We start from the raw sequence: 15,549 nt of genomic DNA, 5'->3' as shown, positions 1-15,549 counted from the left end.
TCTCAGGAGCGGGCTGCCTGTTGCAGGATCAGGGAGCGGTACACGTCGCTGGCGATGCCGACGCCGCCGGCCTTGGCGATCGCCTGCGAATGCTGTTCGGTCAGCATCGAGCGCCAGACGCCGGTTCCGACCGTGTCGCCGAACGGTCCGTCTCCCTTCAGTCCGGTGGTCATCTGCGAAAACATGGTGTTGAGGAACATCGCTTCGAAGTCTTTGGCGGTCGCTTCGGCCTTCTTCTTGACCTGAGCCGGCAGCTTCGACAGCGCCTCGGCGAGGGTGAAGTCGGGCCGTCCGTTGTAGGTCGGAAGGGTCGGGCCGTAGGCGTTGGAGAGCGGCATCACATCACCTCGATGTCGGCTTCGATCGCACCGGCGGCCTTGATCGCCTGCAGGATGCCGATCAGGTCGCGCGGACCGATTCCCAGGCTGTTGAGGCCGTCGACGAGCTGCTGTAGCGAGACGCCGTCCTTGACCACGGCGAGCTTCTTGCCGTCCTCGGTGACGCCGATGCGCGAATTCGGCGTCACGACGGTGCGGCCGCCTCCGAGCGGATTGGGCTGGCTGACCTGCGGGCTTTCGGAGATCGACACCGTCAGATTGCCCTGGGCCACCGCCACGGTGGCGACCCGAACGTCGCGTCCCATGACGATGATGCCGCTGCGCTCGTCGATGATGATCTTGGCAACCTGATCCGGCTCGACCTGCAATTGCTCGATTTCGGTCAGCAGCGCCACCGCGTTGCCCTTGAATTCGGCCGGGATCGAGAGCTGGACGGTCGAAGGATCGAGCGGTTCGGCGCATTTGATGCCGAGATAGTCGTTGACCGCGGCGGCGATCCGCTTGGCGGTGGTGAAATCGGAGTTGCGCAGCGCCAGCCGCACGTTCGGCAGCCGGTTCAGGGCGAATTCGATTTCCCGCTCGATGATCGCGCCGTTGGCGATCCGGCCGACCGTCGGCACGCCGCGGGTGATCTTGGCGGCTTCGCCCTCGGCCTGGAAACCGCCGATCGCCAGCGAGCCCTGCGCGACCGCATAGACGTTGCCGTCGGCGCCGAGCAGCGGGGTGACCAGCAGGGTACCGCCTTGAAGGTTCTTGGCGTCGCCGAGAGCGGACACGGTAACGTCCATCCGGGTACCCTGGGTGGCGAACGCCGGCAGATTGCCGGTGACCATCACGGCCGCGACGTTGCCGGTCCGGATGGTGGCGCCGCGGATGTTGACGCCCATCCGCTCCAGCATCGCCTGCAGCGACTGCTTGGTGAACGGGATGTTGTTGAGGGTGTCGCCGGTACCGTTGAGGCCGACCACCAGACCGTAACCGATCAACTGGTTCTGGCGGATACCTTCGATATTGGCGAGATCCTTGATCCGCGAGGTCGCGCCCGCCGCCACGCCGGACAGCAGCAGCGCACACAGGGCGGCCGCGGCCAGTTTCAGCAGGTGGGTGGGTACGCGCGGCATCGTCGGCTCCTGTCGATCCATCGCTGCTGTCGCGGGCGATGTGGTCGGTCTTTCCTTGCCAGTCCTGTGCCACCCGGAAAATTGAAGCAACCTGTTGAATTTGCGAGGCGAAAATCCATCGTCCAAGGTTCCGGACGGGTTCCAGACGCGGCGAAACTGCCGTCGCCGGCAAATCTTGCCGAGCTGTTTACCCATCGTTAACCATAAACCGGTTTGCTGCGGGTCGGGGGCCTCAGCCCTGTTGCCGCCCTGGGTGTAAGCTGTTCCGCGGCGAGCCTGGACACGGCGAGAGACACGATGCGCATTTACGGTCCGAACGGCACCACCACCTCGACCGGCTCCGGCACTGTCCGGCGCTCCGGATCGAGCACGTTTTCACTGCCCACCGCCCCGACACCCTCCGAAGCCAAGCCGATCAGCGCGCCGCGCCCGCCGGCCGGTCTCGATGCGCTGCTGGCGATGCAGGGGGTGGAGGATGCCACCGAGCGGCGCAAGCGTTCGGTGCAGCGCGGCCGCACAGCCCTGGATGCGCTCGACGATCTGAAGATCGGGCTGTTGTCCGGCTCGCTGGACGGCGCCACGGTGGCCCGGTTACGCGCTGCCGCGGCCGAACTGAAGAACTCCTCCGGCGACCCCGGCCTCGATGCGGTGCTCGCAGAGATCGAGCTGCGGGTCGAGGTCGAACTCGCCAAGGCCGGCCAGGCCTGAGCCGGCCAATCCTGTTCCCCAGCTATTCCGGCGTTCCGGTGCGATCGGTGCGGACGATATTGTCTGTCACAACCCGGCGCTATATAAGCTGCCGCGCAGGCGGGGTGCTTACCGTCTGATGTGAATCATGGATTGCCCTTGGAAAAGTTGAAAGACTATCGACCATCCGAGAAAGAGCCGTTCATGAACGAGCGGCAGCGCGAGTATTTTCGCGCCAAATTGTTGGCTTGGAAGGACGAGATCCTGCGTGAAGCCAAACTCACGCTCCAGGCACTACAGGAAGAGAACGTCAATCATCCCGACTTGGCCGATCGCGCCTCTTCCGAAACCGACCGCGCGATTGAACTGCGCGCTCGCGACCGTCAACGCAAGTTGATCGCCAAGATCGACGCAGCGCTGCAACGTATCGAAGACAACACCTACGGCTATTGCGAAGAGACGGGCGAACCGATCTCGCTGAAGCGGCTCGAGGCGCGCCCGATTGCGACGCTCTCGGTCGAAGCCCAGGAGCGCCATGAGAAGCGCGAAAAGGTGTATCGCGACGAATAGGTCGGTCGCCTGATTGAAGTTTTACGGCGTCGCTCCCGGTTGGAAGCGGCGCCGTTGTTTTTTCGAGCATGGCCTTCGCTGTACCGCTCCGGGAGCGAACGAACGCGCAGGCTCAGTATCGGCGCTGACGCTGACGAGGCTGTTGCTGCGGCGGCGGAACGTCCTGCGGCTCGGCGGCCTGCTGGCGTGCGCCGAACGCGACCACAGGATTGATGTCACAATAGGCCCGGGTGCCGGAGGCCGTCACCATGCACTGCTGGTAGGAGTCGAACTGGCAGTTGCCGGGGTAACCCCATTCGCCGCCTTGCAGGCAATAAGGGAAATCGCGGGCCGAGGCCGGAGCCGCCGCCAGGGTGAGGATGGTCGCTGCCGCCAACAACGCGGCGCCGGTCTTGGTCATCTGAATCTCTCCATTGGGCCCGATGGTTCGACGAGGAATCATCGAGCGCTGGGGAACGTAGCGTCCTCCGGACGCGATACAACTACGATCCCGGGATGCCGTCGATGCGCCGGATCATGTCCGCCGATGTCCGGACCGAGGAGTTGTGATCGGCCGTGATCCGGCGTGTCCGCAACGGGCCCGGGCTTTTCGCGCCTCAGTCTTTCCGCGTCATCGCCAGCAGCCGCGCCAGCAGTTTCTTGCGGTCCATCCGGAGATCGGGGGCGAGGTGGGTGAGGTCGGCGAGCCAGGCACCGTCGGCGGCGAGCCGGACGATCTCCAGCGCCGGCGCGGAGTCGGTCTTCTTGTGCGTCGCCAGCCATGCCCGCATCCTGGCCGACCAGCGCGGCCGCAGCACCGGATCGGTCATCATCGACACCGCCAGCGCGCCGCCGCACTGGCTGTGGTCCTGGTCGCTGAGGTTGAAGGTGGCTCGGACATAGGCGCGGGTGAAGCAGCCGTAGCTGGAATCGTCGGCCTGCAGCGCCTCGTCGACGGCGGCGCCGAACACGTCGAGCTGGGCGTCGAACACCGCCTCGATCAGTTTGTCCTTGGTCGGGAAGTGATGAAACAGGCCGCCTTTGGTGACGCCGGCCGCGGCGGCGACGGCCTGCACCGTCACCGCCTGCAGCCCCCGCTCCAGCGCCAGGGCGGCTGCGCAATCGATCAGGGCGCGCCGGACGACTTCCGGTTGTTTCTTTCGCTCATAGGCGCTGCTCATCGCGGCGAGAGGCTCTCCCTGTGACGTTGCGGTGAATCTAGACGGAGGGCGGTTGTCATTGTCAATCAGATAATATACCAACCGGCCGGTATCTTTTGAGCGGTTGCGGCGAGGCTGGGGAGCCCTGCGGCCGCGCCGAGCAAAGGTGATGACCGTGACGACGAAGACGATTGCCGCTCTCCGGGCCGCTTGCGCGTTTGGCATGATGGTGGGCCTGGCCGGCTGCGGCGAAGACAAGCAGGCCGGCGCAGCGGAGAAGCAAGCGCCGCCGGTCGTGGTGAGCGTGGTGACGGTCGCGCCGGAAACGCTGCGCATCGTCAGCGATCTGCCGGGGCGGATCGCGCCGACCCGGATCGCCGAGGTGCGTCCGCGGGTCTCCGGCATCATCATCGAGCGGGTGTTCAAGCAGGGCACCATCGTCCAGCAGGGCGACGTGCTGTACCGGCTCGACCCGGCGCCGTTTCAGGTTCGCGTCGCCAGTGCCAAGGCGGCGCTGCAGCGCGCCGAGGCGACGCGCGCCCTCGCCGCGCAGCAGGCCGAGCGCCAGACCAAGCTCAAGGACCGTGATGCGACCACCGGCCAGCTCTACGACAAGGCGGTCGCCGAACTGGCGCAGGCGGAGGCCGACGAGGCTTCGGCGCGTGCCGGACTGCAGGCGGCCGAGCTCGATCTGCAATACACCGAGGTGCGCGCGCCGATCACCGGCCGCATCGGCCGCGCGCTGATCACCGAAGGTGCGCTGTTCACCGTCGGCGGCAGCGAGAGTCTGGCGACGATCCAGCAGCTCGATCCGGTCTATGCCGACTTCACTCAGTCGGCCAACGAGATGCTGGCGCTCAAGCATGCCGCGCAGCGCACCGCAAAACCCGGCGACGCAATCGAAGCCGAGGTGCGCTTGCGGTTCGACAATGGTACCAACTACCCGCATCGCGGCCGGTTGCTGTTCTCCGAAGCCTCGGTCGACGCGACCACCGGGCAGGTGACGCTGCGCGGCGAGTTTCCCAACCCGGACGGCGATCTGCTGCCCGGCATGTACGTCCGGGTGCAACTGGTGCAGGGCGAGGAGGCCGGTGTGCTGGCCGTGCCGGACCGTGCGTTGCGCCGCGATCCCGGCGGGCAGGCGCAGCTCTACGTGGTCACCGCCGATCGCAGGGCGGAGTTGCGGCCGGTGACACCGACGCGCCTGGTCGATGGCCGCTGGATCATCGCCAGCGGGTTGAAGGCCGGCGATGCGGTGATCGTACAAGGCTTCCAGGCGCTGTCGCCGGGGGCCTCGGTCGATCCTAAGCCGTGGTCCGGGATCGCGGCGGCCGGCACGGCCAGCGCCTCGCGCGCGAAGTGAGGCCCGGCGATCATGCCTGATTTCTTCATCTCGCGGCCGGTGTTCGCCTGGGTCGTCGCCATCTTCATCATGATCGCCGGCGCGCTGGCGATTCCGTTTCTGCCGGTCGCGCAATATCCGAACATCGCGCCTGCGAAGATCTCCGTCACTGCCAACTATCCGGGCGCTTCGTCGGAGGAGATCTATCAGGGCGTCGTCCGGCTGATCGAGGATCAGCTCGCCGGCATTCCCGGCCTGATGTACTTCGAGTCGACCACCGACGCGACCGGCCAGATCTCGATCGAGGTCTCGTTCCAGCCAGGCACCTCGCTGGCGCAGGCCACGGTGGACGTGCAGAACCGCATCCGGCGTGTCGAGTCGCGGCTGCCGAGCGCGGTGACGCAGCGCGGCATCCTGGTCGACGAAGCCTCCAGCACCTTCCTGATGTTCATCTCGGTGCAGACCACCGACGGTTCGCTCGATAGCATCGCGGTCGGCGACTACATCACGCGCAATATCATCAGCGAGATCCGGCGGGTCGAGGGCGTCGGCAAGGCGCAGTTGTTCGGCACCCAGCGGTCGATGCGGGTCTGGATCGATCCGGACAAGCTGTTCGGCGTCGGATTGACCGTCAGCGACGTCTCGGCGGCGATCGCGGCGCAGAACGCGCAGGTCGCGGCCGGGCGGGTCGGCGCGATGCCCAATCCGGTGTCGCAGGAGGTCACCGCGCCGGTGCTGGTCAAGGGCCAGCTCGGCACGCCGGAGGAATTCGGCGGCATCGTGCTGCGTGCCAATCGCGACGGCTCGTCGGTGCGGCTGCGCGACGTCGCCCGGGTCGAGGTCGGCGGCGAGGACTACAATTCGGAGAGCCGGCTGAACGGTCAGCCCGCGGCTTCGATCGGCGTCCAGTTGTCGGCGACCGCCAATGCGCTCGCCACCTCCAGGGCCGTCACCGCCAAAATGAAGGAACTCGCGCAGTATTTCCCGAAAGGGATGACCTACGAGATTCCTTACGACACCACGCCGTTCATCAAGGCGTCGATCGAGAAGGTGCTGTACACGCTCGCCGAAGCGGTCGCGTTGGTGTTCGTGGTGATGTTCCTGTTCCTGCAGAACATCCGCTACACCCTGATACCGACCCTGGTGGTGCCGATCGCGCTGCTCGGCACCTGCGCGGTGATGTTCGCCACCGGCTTCTCGATCAACGTGCTGACGATGTTCGCGATGGTGCTGGCGATCGGCATCCTGGTCGACGACGCCATCGTGGTGGTCGAGAACGTCGAGCGCCTGATGGCGACCGAAGGGCTGTCGCCGCGGCAGGCGACCATCAAGGCGATGAGGCAGATCAAGGGCGCGATCGTCGGCATCACGCTGGTGCTGACCGCGGTGTTCCTGCCGATGGCGTTCTTCCCCGGCGCGGTCGGTATCATCTATCGGCAGTTCAGCCTGACGATGGTGGTGTCGATCCTGTTCTCGAGCTTCCTGGCGCTGACCCTGACGCCGGCGTTGTGCGCCACCTTCCTGAAGCCGGTGCCGGACGATCACCACGAGAAGGCCGGTTTCTTCGGCTGGTTCAACCGCAGCTTCGCGCGCATCGCCGGCCGCTACCGTAACGGCGTCCGCTGGGCCACGGGGCGGACCGGACGGCTGATGGTGGTGTATCTGGCGCTGCTGGCCGGCCTCGGCTGGGCTTACTTGCGGCTGCCCGCGGCGTTCCTGCCGACCGAGGATCAGGGCTATCTGATCGTCGACATGCAGGCGCCGACCGAAGCGACCCAGACCCGCGCGATGACGTCGATCGAACAGGCCGAACGCGTCTTCCTCGCCGACCCCAGCGTGTCGCAAGTGTTCACCGTCGCAGGCTTCAGCTTCTCCGGCAATTCGCAGAGTGCCGCGGTGGCCTTCGTGACGCTGAAAGACTGGAGCGAACGCGGCCATGATAGCGCCGCGATGATCGCCCAGCGCGCCAATGTCGAACTGGCGAAGATCGGCGATGCCGCCGTCATGGCATTCGAGCCGCCACCGATCGACGGTCTCGGCAACTTCACCGGCTTCACCTTCCGGCTGCAGGATCGCGGCAGCCGCGGCAATGCGGCGCTGGATGATGCCGCGACGCGTCTGACCGCGGCCGGCGCCGCCAGCCCGGTACTGGCCGGTGTCCGGGTCGAGGGCCTGGCCAATTCCGCCCAGCTCCATCTGGTAATCGACCGTGAGAAGGCGAACGCGCTCGGCGTGTCGTTCGCCGATATCAACGCCACCATCACCGGCAGCCTCGGCTCGGCCTACGTCAACGACTTCCCCAACGCCGGCCGGATGCAGCGCGTCACCATCCAGGCGCAGGACGATCGCCGGATGCACGCGGACGATCTGCTCAAGCTGAATGTCCGCAATGCCGCAGGCGGCATGGTGCCGCTGTCGGCGTTCGCGCGGACCGAATGGTCGAAGGGACCGATTCAGGTGATCGGTTTCAACGGCTATCCGTCGGTGCGCTTCGCCGGCGACGCCGCGCCCGGGCATTCATCGGGCGAAGCGATCGCCGAGATGGAACGGCTGGCGAAACAATTGCCGCGCGGCTTCGGCTTCGAATGGGCCGGGCAGTCGCTGCAGGAGATCCAGTCCGGCAATCAGGCGCCGTTCCTGCTCGGCCTCAGCGTGCTGTTCGTGTTCCTGCTGCTGGCGGCGCTGTACGAGAGCTGGTCGATCCCGCTGTCGGTGATGCTGGTGGTGCCGCTCGGCATCATCGGCGCGCTGCTCGCGGTGATGCTGCGCGACATGCCGAACGACATCTACTTCAAGGTCGGCCTGATCGCGATCATCGGTCTGTCCGCCAAGAACGCGATCCTGATCGTCGAATTCGCCAAGGATCTCCATGCCGATGGCAAGCCGCTGCGCGAGGCGGCGATCGAGGCGGCCGGCATCCGCTTCCGTCCGATCATCATGACCTCGCTCGCGTTCATTCTCGGCGTCACGCCCCTGGCGTTCGCCAGCGGTGTCAGCGCCGGCAGCCAGAACGCGATCGGCACCGGTGTGTTCGGCGGCATGCTGTCCGCCACCGTGCTGGCTGTGCTGTTCGTGCCGGTGTTCTACGTCTTCGTGCTGCAGAAGGTGGAACGGCGGAAGGCGGGAGGCAGCAAGGGCGCGGCAGGCGAGGGCGAGCTGCCGTCGACGACGGTCGTGCGGTCATAGGTGCTGTCGGCTGCTCGTCAGGCCCGGCCATGGCGGAAGTCACTCAGCGACCAGTTCACGTTCAGCGACGCCCACACTGCTTCAAAACGACCGCGGCCTCCGTCCGGAGGGAGAGCCGGAGGAGGCCGCGTTGGAACACCTGACCGCGCCTAGGTTCGTGGTCGGGTGTGGGAGCTCGTTGTCGGGGTTCGACGATCAGAACGGCAGCAGCACGTCCATCACCTGCTGGCCGTAGCGCGGCTGTTGCACGTCGGTGATCTGGCCGCGACCGCCATAGGCGATGCGGGCCTGCGCGATCTTGCTGCTGTCGATGATGTTGTCGCTCTGGATGTCCTCGGGCCGCACGATGCCGGCGACGATCAGTTCGCGGATCTCGAAATTGACCCGGATTTCCTGCTTGCCCTCGACCACCAGATTGCCGTTCGGCAGCACCTGCGTCACCACCGCGGCGACCGTGGTCTGCAACGCTTCCTGACGCTGCACCGAGCCCTTGCCGTCGGTCGAGGAGGTCGAGTCCGTCGTCAGTATGCGGCCGGGCAATACCGCGGTGGCGGTATTGGTGATCGTCTTGCTGCCGATGAAATCGGTGACGCCTGAGTCTTCCTTGCTGGATCGGCTGCGCTGGGTCTGGTTGGCGATGTTGGCCTTGTCGGTGAAGTTCACCGTCACGGTGAGAATGTCGCCGACCTTGGCGGCGCGCTGGTCCTTGAAGAACGCGCGGCTGCCGTTCCGCCACAGCGAATTGGCGTTGTAGGACGCCACCTCGGGTTTGGGCATCGGCATCTGCACCGGCTTGTAGCCGGGCTGTGTGGTCGGGTTCTCGATCGGAGTGAGCGCCGGCCGTTCGCCGATCGCGGCGAGACGATCGATCGAGGAGCACCCCCCGGCGAGTCCGCCGGTCGCCATCAGGGCGGCGATCAGAACGATGCGTTGAAACGGCACTGACTTGGACATGAACGTTACTCGGGTTTCGCTGCGCTGGCGATGATGCGCGGGGAGACGGCGGTGATCGAGACTTGGCCGCGTCCGATCACCGTGCCGGCGATGGTGCGCTTGGATTGCAGGTTGAGGACGTTGACGACGTCGCCCTCGGCGCCGGTTTCGAGCGCCTTGCCGCGCGCCGTGAGATAGATGCCCGCGGTGCGATAGATCAGCGTGACGCTTTGATCGCGCGTCACCAGATCCGGCTTTGCGAGATCGGCGTTGCGCAGGATCTGGCCGCTGCGCAGCGGCTGCCGCGCCTGCATGCCGATCGCGCCATCGCGCGAGGCGGCATCGGAGGCGACCTCGCTCTTCGGCCGGCGTTCGGTCGCAATGTCGGACGTCTTGATCACTTCGTTGCGCTGCACCGGGCGGGTCAGCACCGTGGCGACGACGGTTTCGATCGCGGTGCCGGTGAGCCGCAGCCGTTCCGGCGCCGCGCCGCTCCCGCCGGCGATCTCGTAGCTGACGTCGAACCGACCGCTGCGCAGGTCGAAACGCTCGCTGACGAGTTGCAGCTTGCCGGAATAGCTCGCCGGCAGCGTCTTGGTTTCGATGTCGCGATCGAAATTCACCGTCAGGTCCTCGGCCTCGCCGAGACCGTGGCGCTGCTGCAGCGTCTGAATCAGTTGCTGCTCGATCTCCTTGGCCGGCAGTGTGCGGGCGAGCCGGGTCACCGTGACTTCGGAGATGTCGCGGGTGTCGACGCCGATCACCTGGTGGGCGCGCAGCGCGGCCAGCACCGTCGCGGTCGGCAGCGCACCGGTGGTGCCGAGGTCCGGCGAGCGATAGATCGCGATGTTGGCCGCGGTGCCTGCGTTCTCGATCACGTCGCCGATCCGCACCAGTTCGCCGGTGACTTCGACATGCGGGCGCAGCACTGGCGACTTCAGCACGTCGCTGGGGCGCGCGCCGTCGTCGGGCTGGGCGGACGGCGCGGCGGCCTGGCCGGCGGCACCGCCTGCAGCCGCGGCGATCAGTGTCGTGGCGAGAAGGAGCGTGCGGATCATCAGTCGCCTCCCTCAGCGGAACATGTTGGCAGTGGATTGCAGCATCTGGTCGGCGGCGCTGACGACCTTGGCGTTCATCTCGTAGGCGCGCTGCGCCGAGATCAGGTCGGAGATTTCCGTCACCACTTCGACGTTGGCCTGCTCCAGCGTCTTCTGCATGATGTCGCCGAGGCCGTCGGCGGTGGCGATGCCGTCCTGCGGGGTGCCCGACGCCGGCGTTTCGACGAACAGGTTGTCGCCCTGCGGCTGCAGGCCGGCCTTGTTGATGAAGCGCGTCAGGCCGATCTGGCCGAGCACGGTCGGGGTGGTCGAGCCGGAGATCGTCACCGAGACTTGGCCGTTGGTGGCGACGGTGATGCTGGTCGCGCCGTTCGGGATGGTGATGGTGGGCTGCACCGGGTTGCCGCCGGCGGTGACGATGCGGCCGGTGTTGTCGGTGGTGAACGAGCCGTCGCGGGTGTAGGCGAAGGTGCCGTCCGGCATCTGGATCTTGAAGAAGCCTTCGCCGCGCACCGCCATGTCGAGGTCGTTGCCGGTCGGCGACAGCGTGCCCTGGGTCATCAGCCGCGGCGTGCCGACGGTCTTGACGCCGCCGCCGATGTCGACGCCGACCGGCAGGATCGTGCCCTGGTCCGAAGCCTGCGCGCCGACGCGGCGGACGTGATCGTAGATCAGATCCTGGAACTGCGCCGTCTGCTTCTTGAAGCCGGTGGTCCGCATGTTGGCGATGTTGTTGGAGATCACCTGAACGTTGAGCTCCTGGGCCGCCATCCCGGTCGCCGCGGTGTAGAGTGCACGCATCGTCGGTCTCCGTTAGGCCGGCACTTCGCCGAGTTTCTCGATCGCGGCTTTGCGCAGCTCGCTCTGCTGCTGCAGCATCGCCGAGATCTGGGTGTAGGTGCGGGTGACGTCGATCATCCGGGTCATTTCCAGCACCGAGTTGACGTTCGACTTCTCGACGTAGCCCTGGCGCAGCATCGACTTGATGTCCGGCGTGCCCTGATCCGACGTCGGCGCGAACAGATTGCCGCCCTGTTTCATCAGGGTCTGCGGCCGGTCGAACGACACCACCCGCAGCTTGCCGCGCAGCGAGTCGATGATCGAGGTGCCTTCCAGCACGCTGACGCGGCCGTCCGGCGAGATCGACAGCTCCTTGTCGGTCGGCTGGATCACGATCGGACCGCCGGTGCCGAGCACCGGAAAGCCGGAGCTGTTCACGAGTTGGCCCTGGGCGTTGATCTTCAGCGACCCGTCCCGGGTGAAGCGCTCGCCCTGCGGCGTCTGCACCACCAGAAAGCCCGGTCCGTCGATCGCGATGTCGAGCGGGTTCTTGGTCTGCTGCAAGGAACCGGTCGACAGATCGTGATAGGTGGCGCGGTCCTGCACGAAGCTGACGCGCCGATCCGGCCGCGGGAAATTGTCCTCGTGCGCGCCGGTGTTCAGAAATTCCTGAAACATCGACCGCTCGGCCTTGAAGCCGTTGGTGCTGATGTTGGCGAGGTTGTTCGCGACGACATCCATCTGTCGTTCGAGCACGACCTGCCGTGACAGTCCGACGAGAAGTGCATTCTCCATCGGTGGTTCTCCCTTGAATGATCCGCCGCCAAGCCCTCCCAGACCGTCGGCGCATCGTGCGAACCCCAGGTGCTCTCCCAAGCGCGGGGCTCGACGGAGATCCAGCGAGGATCGTGCCAATTCGAAAGATGACGATATTTCAGTTATTTGACCGATTTTATGGGCGCGGCAGGGCGGCAATAAAGGTCTTGTTGACCATACCGGCCGGCAAATTCTTCCTACCCGCGACCGCCGTGGAAAGGTTCCGTTAACCATTGCGCCATAGCGTCGTCTGATCAGAGCCTTGGGCGCTGGCGGCGTTAGTCTCGCGTTTACGGTTCGCCTCGGCCGCGGCTCGCTTTTGCAACACACGGGCGATTCGGCCGATGGCGGACCCAGAGAAACCGGATGAAGGCGCAGCGGCCGAAGGCGCAGCGCCGAAGAGCAAGAAGAAGCTCATCATCATCGGCGCCGCCGCAGCCCTGGTGCTGATCGGCGGCGGCGGTGGCGCATGGTTCTTTCTGTCTGCCGGTCACCATAAAGAGGCGGAACACGCCGAAGCCGCCAAGGCGGTCAAGCCGCCGAGCTTCATCGAGGTGCCGGAGATCATGGTCAACCTGGCCGGCACGCCGGGTGAACGGGTGCAGTATCTCAAGGCCAAGGTCGTGCTCGAGGTGAAGGACGAGAAGCTGGTCGAGCAGATCAAGCCGAACATGCCGCGCATCACCGACCTGTTTCAGACCTACTTGCGCGAGCTGCGTTCGGGCGACCTCAACGGTTCGGTCGGGATGTTTCGGATGAAGGAGGAACTGACGCGCCGGGTCAACATGGCGATCGCGCCCTCGCAGGTGACGGCCGTGTTGTTCAAGGAAGTGCTGGTGCAGTGAGCTGACCATGGCGGGCCAGGACCAACTCGACCAGGACGCAATTGCCGCCCAATGGGAAGCCTCCATGGCGTCGGAGGATCCCGAGGCCGCGGCGAAGGCGGCAGCGGAGAACGAACTCACCGGGACGATGGCGGAGCAATGGGCCGCCATGGTCGAGGACGGCGGCCGCGATCTCGGCGGCAGCAAGAACGGCGGCGAGCGGGTGCTGTCGCAGGAGGAGATCGACAATCTCCTCGGCTTCAGCGTCGGCGAAGTGCATCTCGACGAGAACTCCGGCATCCGGGCGATCATCGACTCGGCGATGGTCTCCTACGAGCGTCTGCCGATGCTCGAAATCGTGTTCGACCGCCTGGTGCGGTTGATGACGACCAGCCTGCGCAACTTCACCTCCGACAACGTCGAAGTCTCGCTCGATCGCATCACCTCGGTGCGTTTCGGCGACTACATGAACTCGATTCCGCTGCCGGCGGTGCTGTGCGTGTTCAAGGCCGAGGAGTGGCAGAACTTCGGGCTCGCCACCGTCGATTCCAGCCTGATCTATTCGATGATCGACGTGCTGCTGGGCGGCCGTCGCGGCCAGGCCGCGCTGCGGATCGAGGGACGTCCCTACACCACGATCGAAACCAATCTGGTGAAGCGGCTGCTCGAGGTCGTGCTTGCCGACGCCGAGCAGGCGTTCCGTCCGCTGTCGCCGGTGTCGTTCTCGATCGACCGGCTCGAGACCAATCCGCGCTTCGCCGCGATCAGCCGGCCGGCCAACGCCGCGATTCTGGTCCGTCTGCACATCGACATGGAAGACCGCGGCGGCAACATCGAGCTGCTGCTGCCCTACGCCACGATCGAGCCGATCCGCGGCGTGCTGATGCAGATGTTCATGGGCGAGAAATTCGGCCGTGATCAGGTCTGGGAAGGCCACCTCGCCACCGAGATCGTGCAGGCCGACATTTCGGTCGACGCGGTGCTGTACGAAGCCGAGCTGCCGCTGCGGCAATTGATGGCGCTGCAGGTCGGCGACACCCTGCCGCTGGAATTGCGCGCCGACGCCACCGTGGCGGTACGCTGCGGCAGCGTGGTGCTCACCGAAGGCCGGATGGGCCGGGTCGGAGACCGCGTCGCCATTCGCGTCACCAAGCCGTTGCGCAGACCGCTCACCACCTACGCGATGTTCGAGCGCACCGACGAGCAGAGCAAAATGATGGAGGCACAATGAGCCACACCTTCGCAATCGTGATCGAAAGTCTGGTCGCCGTGCTGCTGCTCGTCACCATCGGCTATTGCTGGATGCTCAACAAGCGCCTGCTGCGCCTGAAGGCGGACGAAGCCTCGTTGAAGGCGACGATCGGCGAGTTGATCACCGTCACCGAGATCGCCGAGCGCGCAATCGGCGGTCTCAAGCTCACCGTCCGTGAGGTCAACGAGAATCTCGGCCGCGACATCGCCGCCGCCTCCGCGCTGTCCGATCAGTTGAAGAAGCAGCTCGGCGAAGGCGACAACGTGCTGCGGCGGCTGTCGAAGATCGTTGCGGCGGCGCGGCCGGCGGGCGACCTGCCGGCGGTGTCGGCGGCGCAGGCCAACGCGGCGGCGGCGCAGGCGTTCGCGGAGCGCAGGCGACACGACGGCTTGGCTGCATGAACGCATTCCGGGATATCCGCATCCTGCCGGTGGTGTTGGTCGCGATCTTCGGCCTCGCGGTGCTGAAGATCGCCGGACTGGCGCTCGATGGCGGCTACGTGTTCGACTACGACCCGAACGCGACCAAGCCGTCATGGGCCCAGGACAACCTCAACTTCCCCGGCCGCAAGCAGATCGATCCCGACATCACCGGCTCGGTGCCCAGCGAGCCGAAAAAAGAAGAACCCAAGCCCGCCGTCGCGGCTCCGGAGCAGACCAAGCCGGCCGAGGCCGAGCCGGAAACGCCGCCGATTTCCGCCTCGGAACGCGCCATCCTGGAGCGCCTGCAGGCGCGTCGCCAGGAGATCGAGGCGCGCGCCCGTGAAGTCGAGATTCGCGAGAGCCTGCTCAAGGCCGCGGAGAAGCGGATCGAGGCCAAGGTCCAGGAGATGAAGGAGACCGAGGGGCAGATCGGCAAGGCCAGCGAAGAGAAGTCCGAGGCGGAGACGGCGCGCTTCAAGGGCATCGTCACGATGTACGAGTCGATGAAGCCGAAGGACGCCGCGAAGATCTTCGATCGTCTGGAAATGCCGGTGCTGATCGAGATCGCTACCCAGATCGCGCCGCGCAAGATGTCCGACATCCTCGGGCTGATGACGGCGGAAGCCGCCGAAAAGCTGACCGTGGAAATGGCGCGCCGCGCCACCGGCAAGGCGGCGGTGGCCGCATCGGTTCAGGTGTTGCCGAAGATCGAAGGCCGGCCGGCGCCGCGGCAGTGATCGGCGCGGCGGACTACCCGCTGATCCGCGTCAGCAATGCCTTGAAGCCGAGCGACGGGGCTTCTGCCGCCATGCCTTCCACCTGCGCGTAGTCGCCGATCGTCGAGCCGTGGAAGTCCACCCGTACCTCGTCGATCCCGAACACCGACTGAATCGCCGGATCGCCGGTGTGCCTGCGCGCCGTGACGGTACCGTGGATCGACTGGCCGTTCTGTTCGTAGGCGCCGATATAGGCGAACGCCGAACTGCCGCCGTGCAGCCGGCCGTCGGATGCGAAGATCACGCCGACGGCTTTGCGGCGCGGCGTTTCGAACTCGACTTTATAAAGTCCCTTCAGCAGCATG

At 65.9% G+C, this 15,549-nt stretch carries 17 protein-coding genes; 8 read left to right on the top strand and 9 right to left on the bottom strand.

Translation table 11 applies throughout. The features are described 5' to 3' along the window. Positions 1-2: 2 nt before the first annotated feature. A complete protein-coding gene (flgJ, locus tag FLL57_RS14995) occupies positions 3-338 on the bottom strand; it encodes a flagellar assembly peptidoglycan hydrolase FlgJ (RefSeq protein ID WP_013501214.1) in 336 nt (111 codons plus the stop codon). Beyond that, on the bottom strand, positions 338-1,459 hold the full coding sequence (locus tag FLL57_RS14990; protein WP_013501215.1) for a flagellar basal body P-ring protein FlgI: 1,122 nt from the start codon (positions 1,457-1,459) through the stop codon (positions 338-340). Before FLL57_RS14990 ends, flgJ begins: the two co-directional genes overlap by 1 nt. Before the next feature lie 297 nt (positions 1,460-1,756). On the opposite strand from FLL57_RS14990, the gene FLL57_RS14985 reads away from it, so the two are divergent. Both FLL57_RS14985 and dksA read left to right on the top strand, forming a co-directional pair. Next, on the top strand, positions 1,757-2,167 hold the full coding sequence (locus FLL57_RS14985) for a flagellar assembly protein FliX (RefSeq protein ID WP_013501216.1): 411 nt from the start codon (positions 1,757-1,759) through the stop codon (positions 2,165-2,167). Positions 2,168-2,305: 138 nt separating this feature from the next. Beyond that, the gene (gene dksA, locus FLL57_RS14980; RefSeq protein WP_013501217.1) at positions 2,306-2,716 is read left to right on the top strand and encodes an RNA polymerase-binding protein DksA; all 411 of its coding nucleotides are present in this window, start codon (positions 2,306-2,308) and stop codon (positions 2,714-2,716) included. 112 nt (positions 2,717-2,828) lie between these two features. Here dksA and FLL57_RS14975 read toward each other — a convergent pair whose 3' ends face one another. Next, entirely contained in the window at positions 2,829-3,116 is a 288-nt protein-coding gene (locus FLL57_RS14975) for a DUF3551 domain-containing protein (protein ID WP_013501218.1), read from the bottom strand. A gap of 196 nt (positions 3,117-3,312) precedes the next feature. Beyond that, a complete protein-coding gene (locus FLL57_RS14970) occupies positions 3,313-3,876 on the bottom strand; it encodes a TetR/AcrR family transcriptional regulator (RefSeq protein WP_047309225.1) in 564 nt (187 codons plus the stop codon). A 148-nt stretch (positions 3,877-4,024) separates the two neighbouring features. Between FLL57_RS14970 and FLL57_RS14965 the strand changes: the two genes are divergently transcribed. Both FLL57_RS14965 and FLL57_RS14960 read left to right on the top strand, forming a co-directional pair. After that, complete coding sequence (locus tag FLL57_RS14965; RefSeq protein ID WP_142883287.1) at positions 4,025-5,218, top strand: efflux RND transporter periplasmic adaptor subunit; 1,194 nt, start codon at positions 4,025-4,027, stop codon at positions 5,216-5,218. 12 nt (positions 5,219-5,230) lie between these two features. After that, positions 5,231-8,383, top strand: coding sequence for an efflux RND transporter permease subunit (locus FLL57_RS14960; protein ID WP_142883286.1), 3,153 nt, complete (start codon positions 5,231-5,233; stop codon positions 8,381-8,383). A 195-nt stretch (positions 8,384-8,578) separates the two neighbouring features. Here FLL57_RS14960 and flgH read toward each other — a convergent pair whose 3' ends face one another. From flgH to flgF, 4 genes are read right to left on the bottom strand one after another with little or no spacing between them, the layout of a single operon-like run. Beyond that, a complete protein-coding gene (gene flgH, locus FLL57_RS14955; protein WP_013501222.1) occupies positions 8,579-9,337 on the bottom strand; it encodes a flagellar basal body L-ring protein FlgH in 759 nt (252 codons plus the stop codon). Positions 9,338-9,342: 5 nt separating this feature from the next. Continuing rightward, on the bottom strand, positions 9,343-10,374 hold the full coding sequence (gene flgA, locus FLL57_RS14950) for a flagellar basal body P-ring formation chaperone FlgA (RefSeq protein ID WP_047309228.1): 1,032 nt from the start codon (positions 10,372-10,374) through the stop codon (positions 9,343-9,345). 12 nt (positions 10,375-10,386) lie between these two features. Then, positions 10,387-11,175 carry a flagellar basal-body rod protein FlgG gene (gene flgG, locus FLL57_RS14945; RefSeq protein ID WP_013501224.1) on the bottom strand — a complete coding sequence of 263 codons (789 nt, stop codon included), beginning with the start codon at positions 11,173-11,175 and terminating at the stop codon, positions 10,387-10,389. A gap of 12 nt (positions 11,176-11,187) precedes the next feature. Next, positions 11,188-11,949 carry a flagellar basal-body rod protein FlgF gene (gene flgF / locus FLL57_RS14940; RefSeq protein WP_013501225.1) on the bottom strand — a complete coding sequence of 254 codons (762 nt, stop codon included), beginning with the start codon at positions 11,947-11,949 and terminating at the stop codon, positions 11,188-11,190. A 365-nt stretch (positions 11,950-12,314) separates the two neighbouring features. On the opposite strand from flgF, the gene fliL reads away from it, so the two are divergent. The 4 genes from fliL to FLL57_RS14920 are packed head-to-tail and all read left to right on the top strand — an operon-like array spanning position 12,315 to position 15,205. Continuing rightward, entirely contained in the window at positions 12,315-12,815 is a 501-nt protein-coding gene (gene fliL / locus FLL57_RS14935; protein ID WP_013501226.1) for a flagellar basal body-associated protein FliL, read from the top strand. 7 nt (positions 12,816-12,822) lie between these two features. Continuing rightward, complete coding sequence (gene fliM, locus FLL57_RS14930) at positions 12,823-14,025, top strand: flagellar motor switch protein FliM (protein WP_013501227.1); 1,203 nt, start codon at positions 12,823-12,825, stop codon at positions 14,023-14,025. Continuing rightward, complete coding sequence (locus FLL57_RS14925; protein WP_013501228.1) at positions 14,022-14,447, top strand: DUF6468 domain-containing protein; 426 nt, start codon at positions 14,022-14,024, stop codon at positions 14,445-14,447. The genes fliM and FLL57_RS14925 overlap by 4 nt, the downstream gene beginning before the upstream one ends. Next, positions 14,444-15,205, top strand: a complete 762-nt coding sequence (locus FLL57_RS14920) for a MotE family protein (protein WP_013501229.1) — start codon at positions 14,444-14,446, stop codon at positions 15,203-15,205. The genes FLL57_RS14925 and FLL57_RS14920 overlap by 4 nt, the downstream gene beginning before the upstream one ends. A 13-nt stretch (positions 15,206-15,218) precedes the next feature. Here the strand turns inward: FLL57_RS14920 and FLL57_RS14915 are convergent, their stop codons facing one another. Beyond that, a complete protein-coding gene (locus FLL57_RS14915; RefSeq protein ID WP_142883285.1) occupies positions 15,219-15,548 on the bottom strand; it encodes a hypothetical protein in 330 nt (109 codons plus the stop codon). Position 15,549: the final 1 nt, after the last annotated feature.

Source organism: Rhodopseudomonas palustris (assembly GCF_007005445.1).
GTDB classification, from domain to species: domain Bacteria; phylum Pseudomonadota; class Alphaproteobacteria; order Rhizobiales; family Xanthobacteraceae; genus Rhodopseudomonas; species Rhodopseudomonas palustris_G.
This window is presented reverse-complemented; position numbering and strand designations above follow the sequence as displayed.

Bases quoted from the DNA above. Each gene is read 5' to 3' on its own strand.
- flgA (WP_047309228.1), bottom strand. From the start codon at position 10,374: ATGATCCGCACGCTCCTTCTCGCCACGACACTGATCGCCGCGGCTGCA.
- FLL57_RS14920 (WP_013501229.1), top strand. From the start codon at position 14,444: ATGAACGCATTCCGGGATATCCGCATCCTGCCGGTGGTGTTGGTCGCG.
- flgF (WP_013501225.1), bottom strand. From the start codon at position 11,949: ATGGAGAATGCACTTCTCGTCGGACTGTCACGGCAGGTCGTGCTCGAA.
- FLL57_RS14965 (WP_142883287.1), top strand. From the start codon at position 4,025: ATGACCGTGACGACGAAGACGATTGCCGCTCTCCGGGCCGCTTGCGCG.
- FLL57_RS14985 (WP_013501216.1), top strand. From the start codon at position 1,757: ATGCGCATTTACGGTCCGAACGGCACCACCACCTCGACCGGCTCCGGC.
- flgG (WP_013501224.1), bottom strand. From the start codon at position 11,175: ATGCGTGCACTCTACACCGCGGCGACCGGGATGGCGGCCCAGGAGCTC.
- FLL57_RS14960 (WP_142883286.1), top strand. From the start codon at position 5,231: ATGCCTGATTTCTTCATCTCGCGGCCGGTGTTCGCCTGGGTCGTCGCC.
- flgH (WP_013501222.1), bottom strand. From the start codon at position 9,337: ATGTCCAAGTCAGTGCCGTTTCAACGCATCGTTCTGATCGCCGCCCTG.
- FLL57_RS14915 (WP_142883285.1), bottom strand. From the start codon at position 15,548: ATGCTGCTGAAGGGACTTTATAAAGTCGAGTTCGAAACGCCGCGCCGC.
- FLL57_RS14970 (WP_047309225.1), bottom strand. From the start codon at position 3,876: ATGAGCAGCGCCTATGAGCGAAAGAAACAACCGGAAGTCGTCCGGCGC.
- flgJ (WP_013501214.1), bottom strand. From the start codon at position 338: ATGCCGCTCTCCAACGCCTACGGCCCGACCCTTCCGACCTACAACGGA.
- FLL57_RS14925 (WP_013501228.1), top strand. From the start codon at position 14,022: ATGAGCCACACCTTCGCAATCGTGATCGAAAGTCTGGTCGCCGTGCTG.
- fliL (WP_013501226.1), top strand. From the start codon at position 12,315: ATGGCGGACCCAGAGAAACCGGATGAAGGCGCAGCGGCCGAAGGCGCA.
- fliM (WP_013501227.1), top strand. From the start codon at position 12,823: ATGGCGGGCCAGGACCAACTCGACCAGGACGCAATTGCCGCCCAATGG.
- FLL57_RS14975 (WP_013501218.1), bottom strand. From the start codon at position 3,116: ATGACCAAGACCGGCGCCGCGTTGTTGGCGGCAGCGACCATCCTCACC.
- FLL57_RS14990 (WP_013501215.1), bottom strand. From the start codon at position 1,459: ATGCCGCGCGTACCCACCCACCTGCTGAAACTGGCCGCGGCCGCCCTG.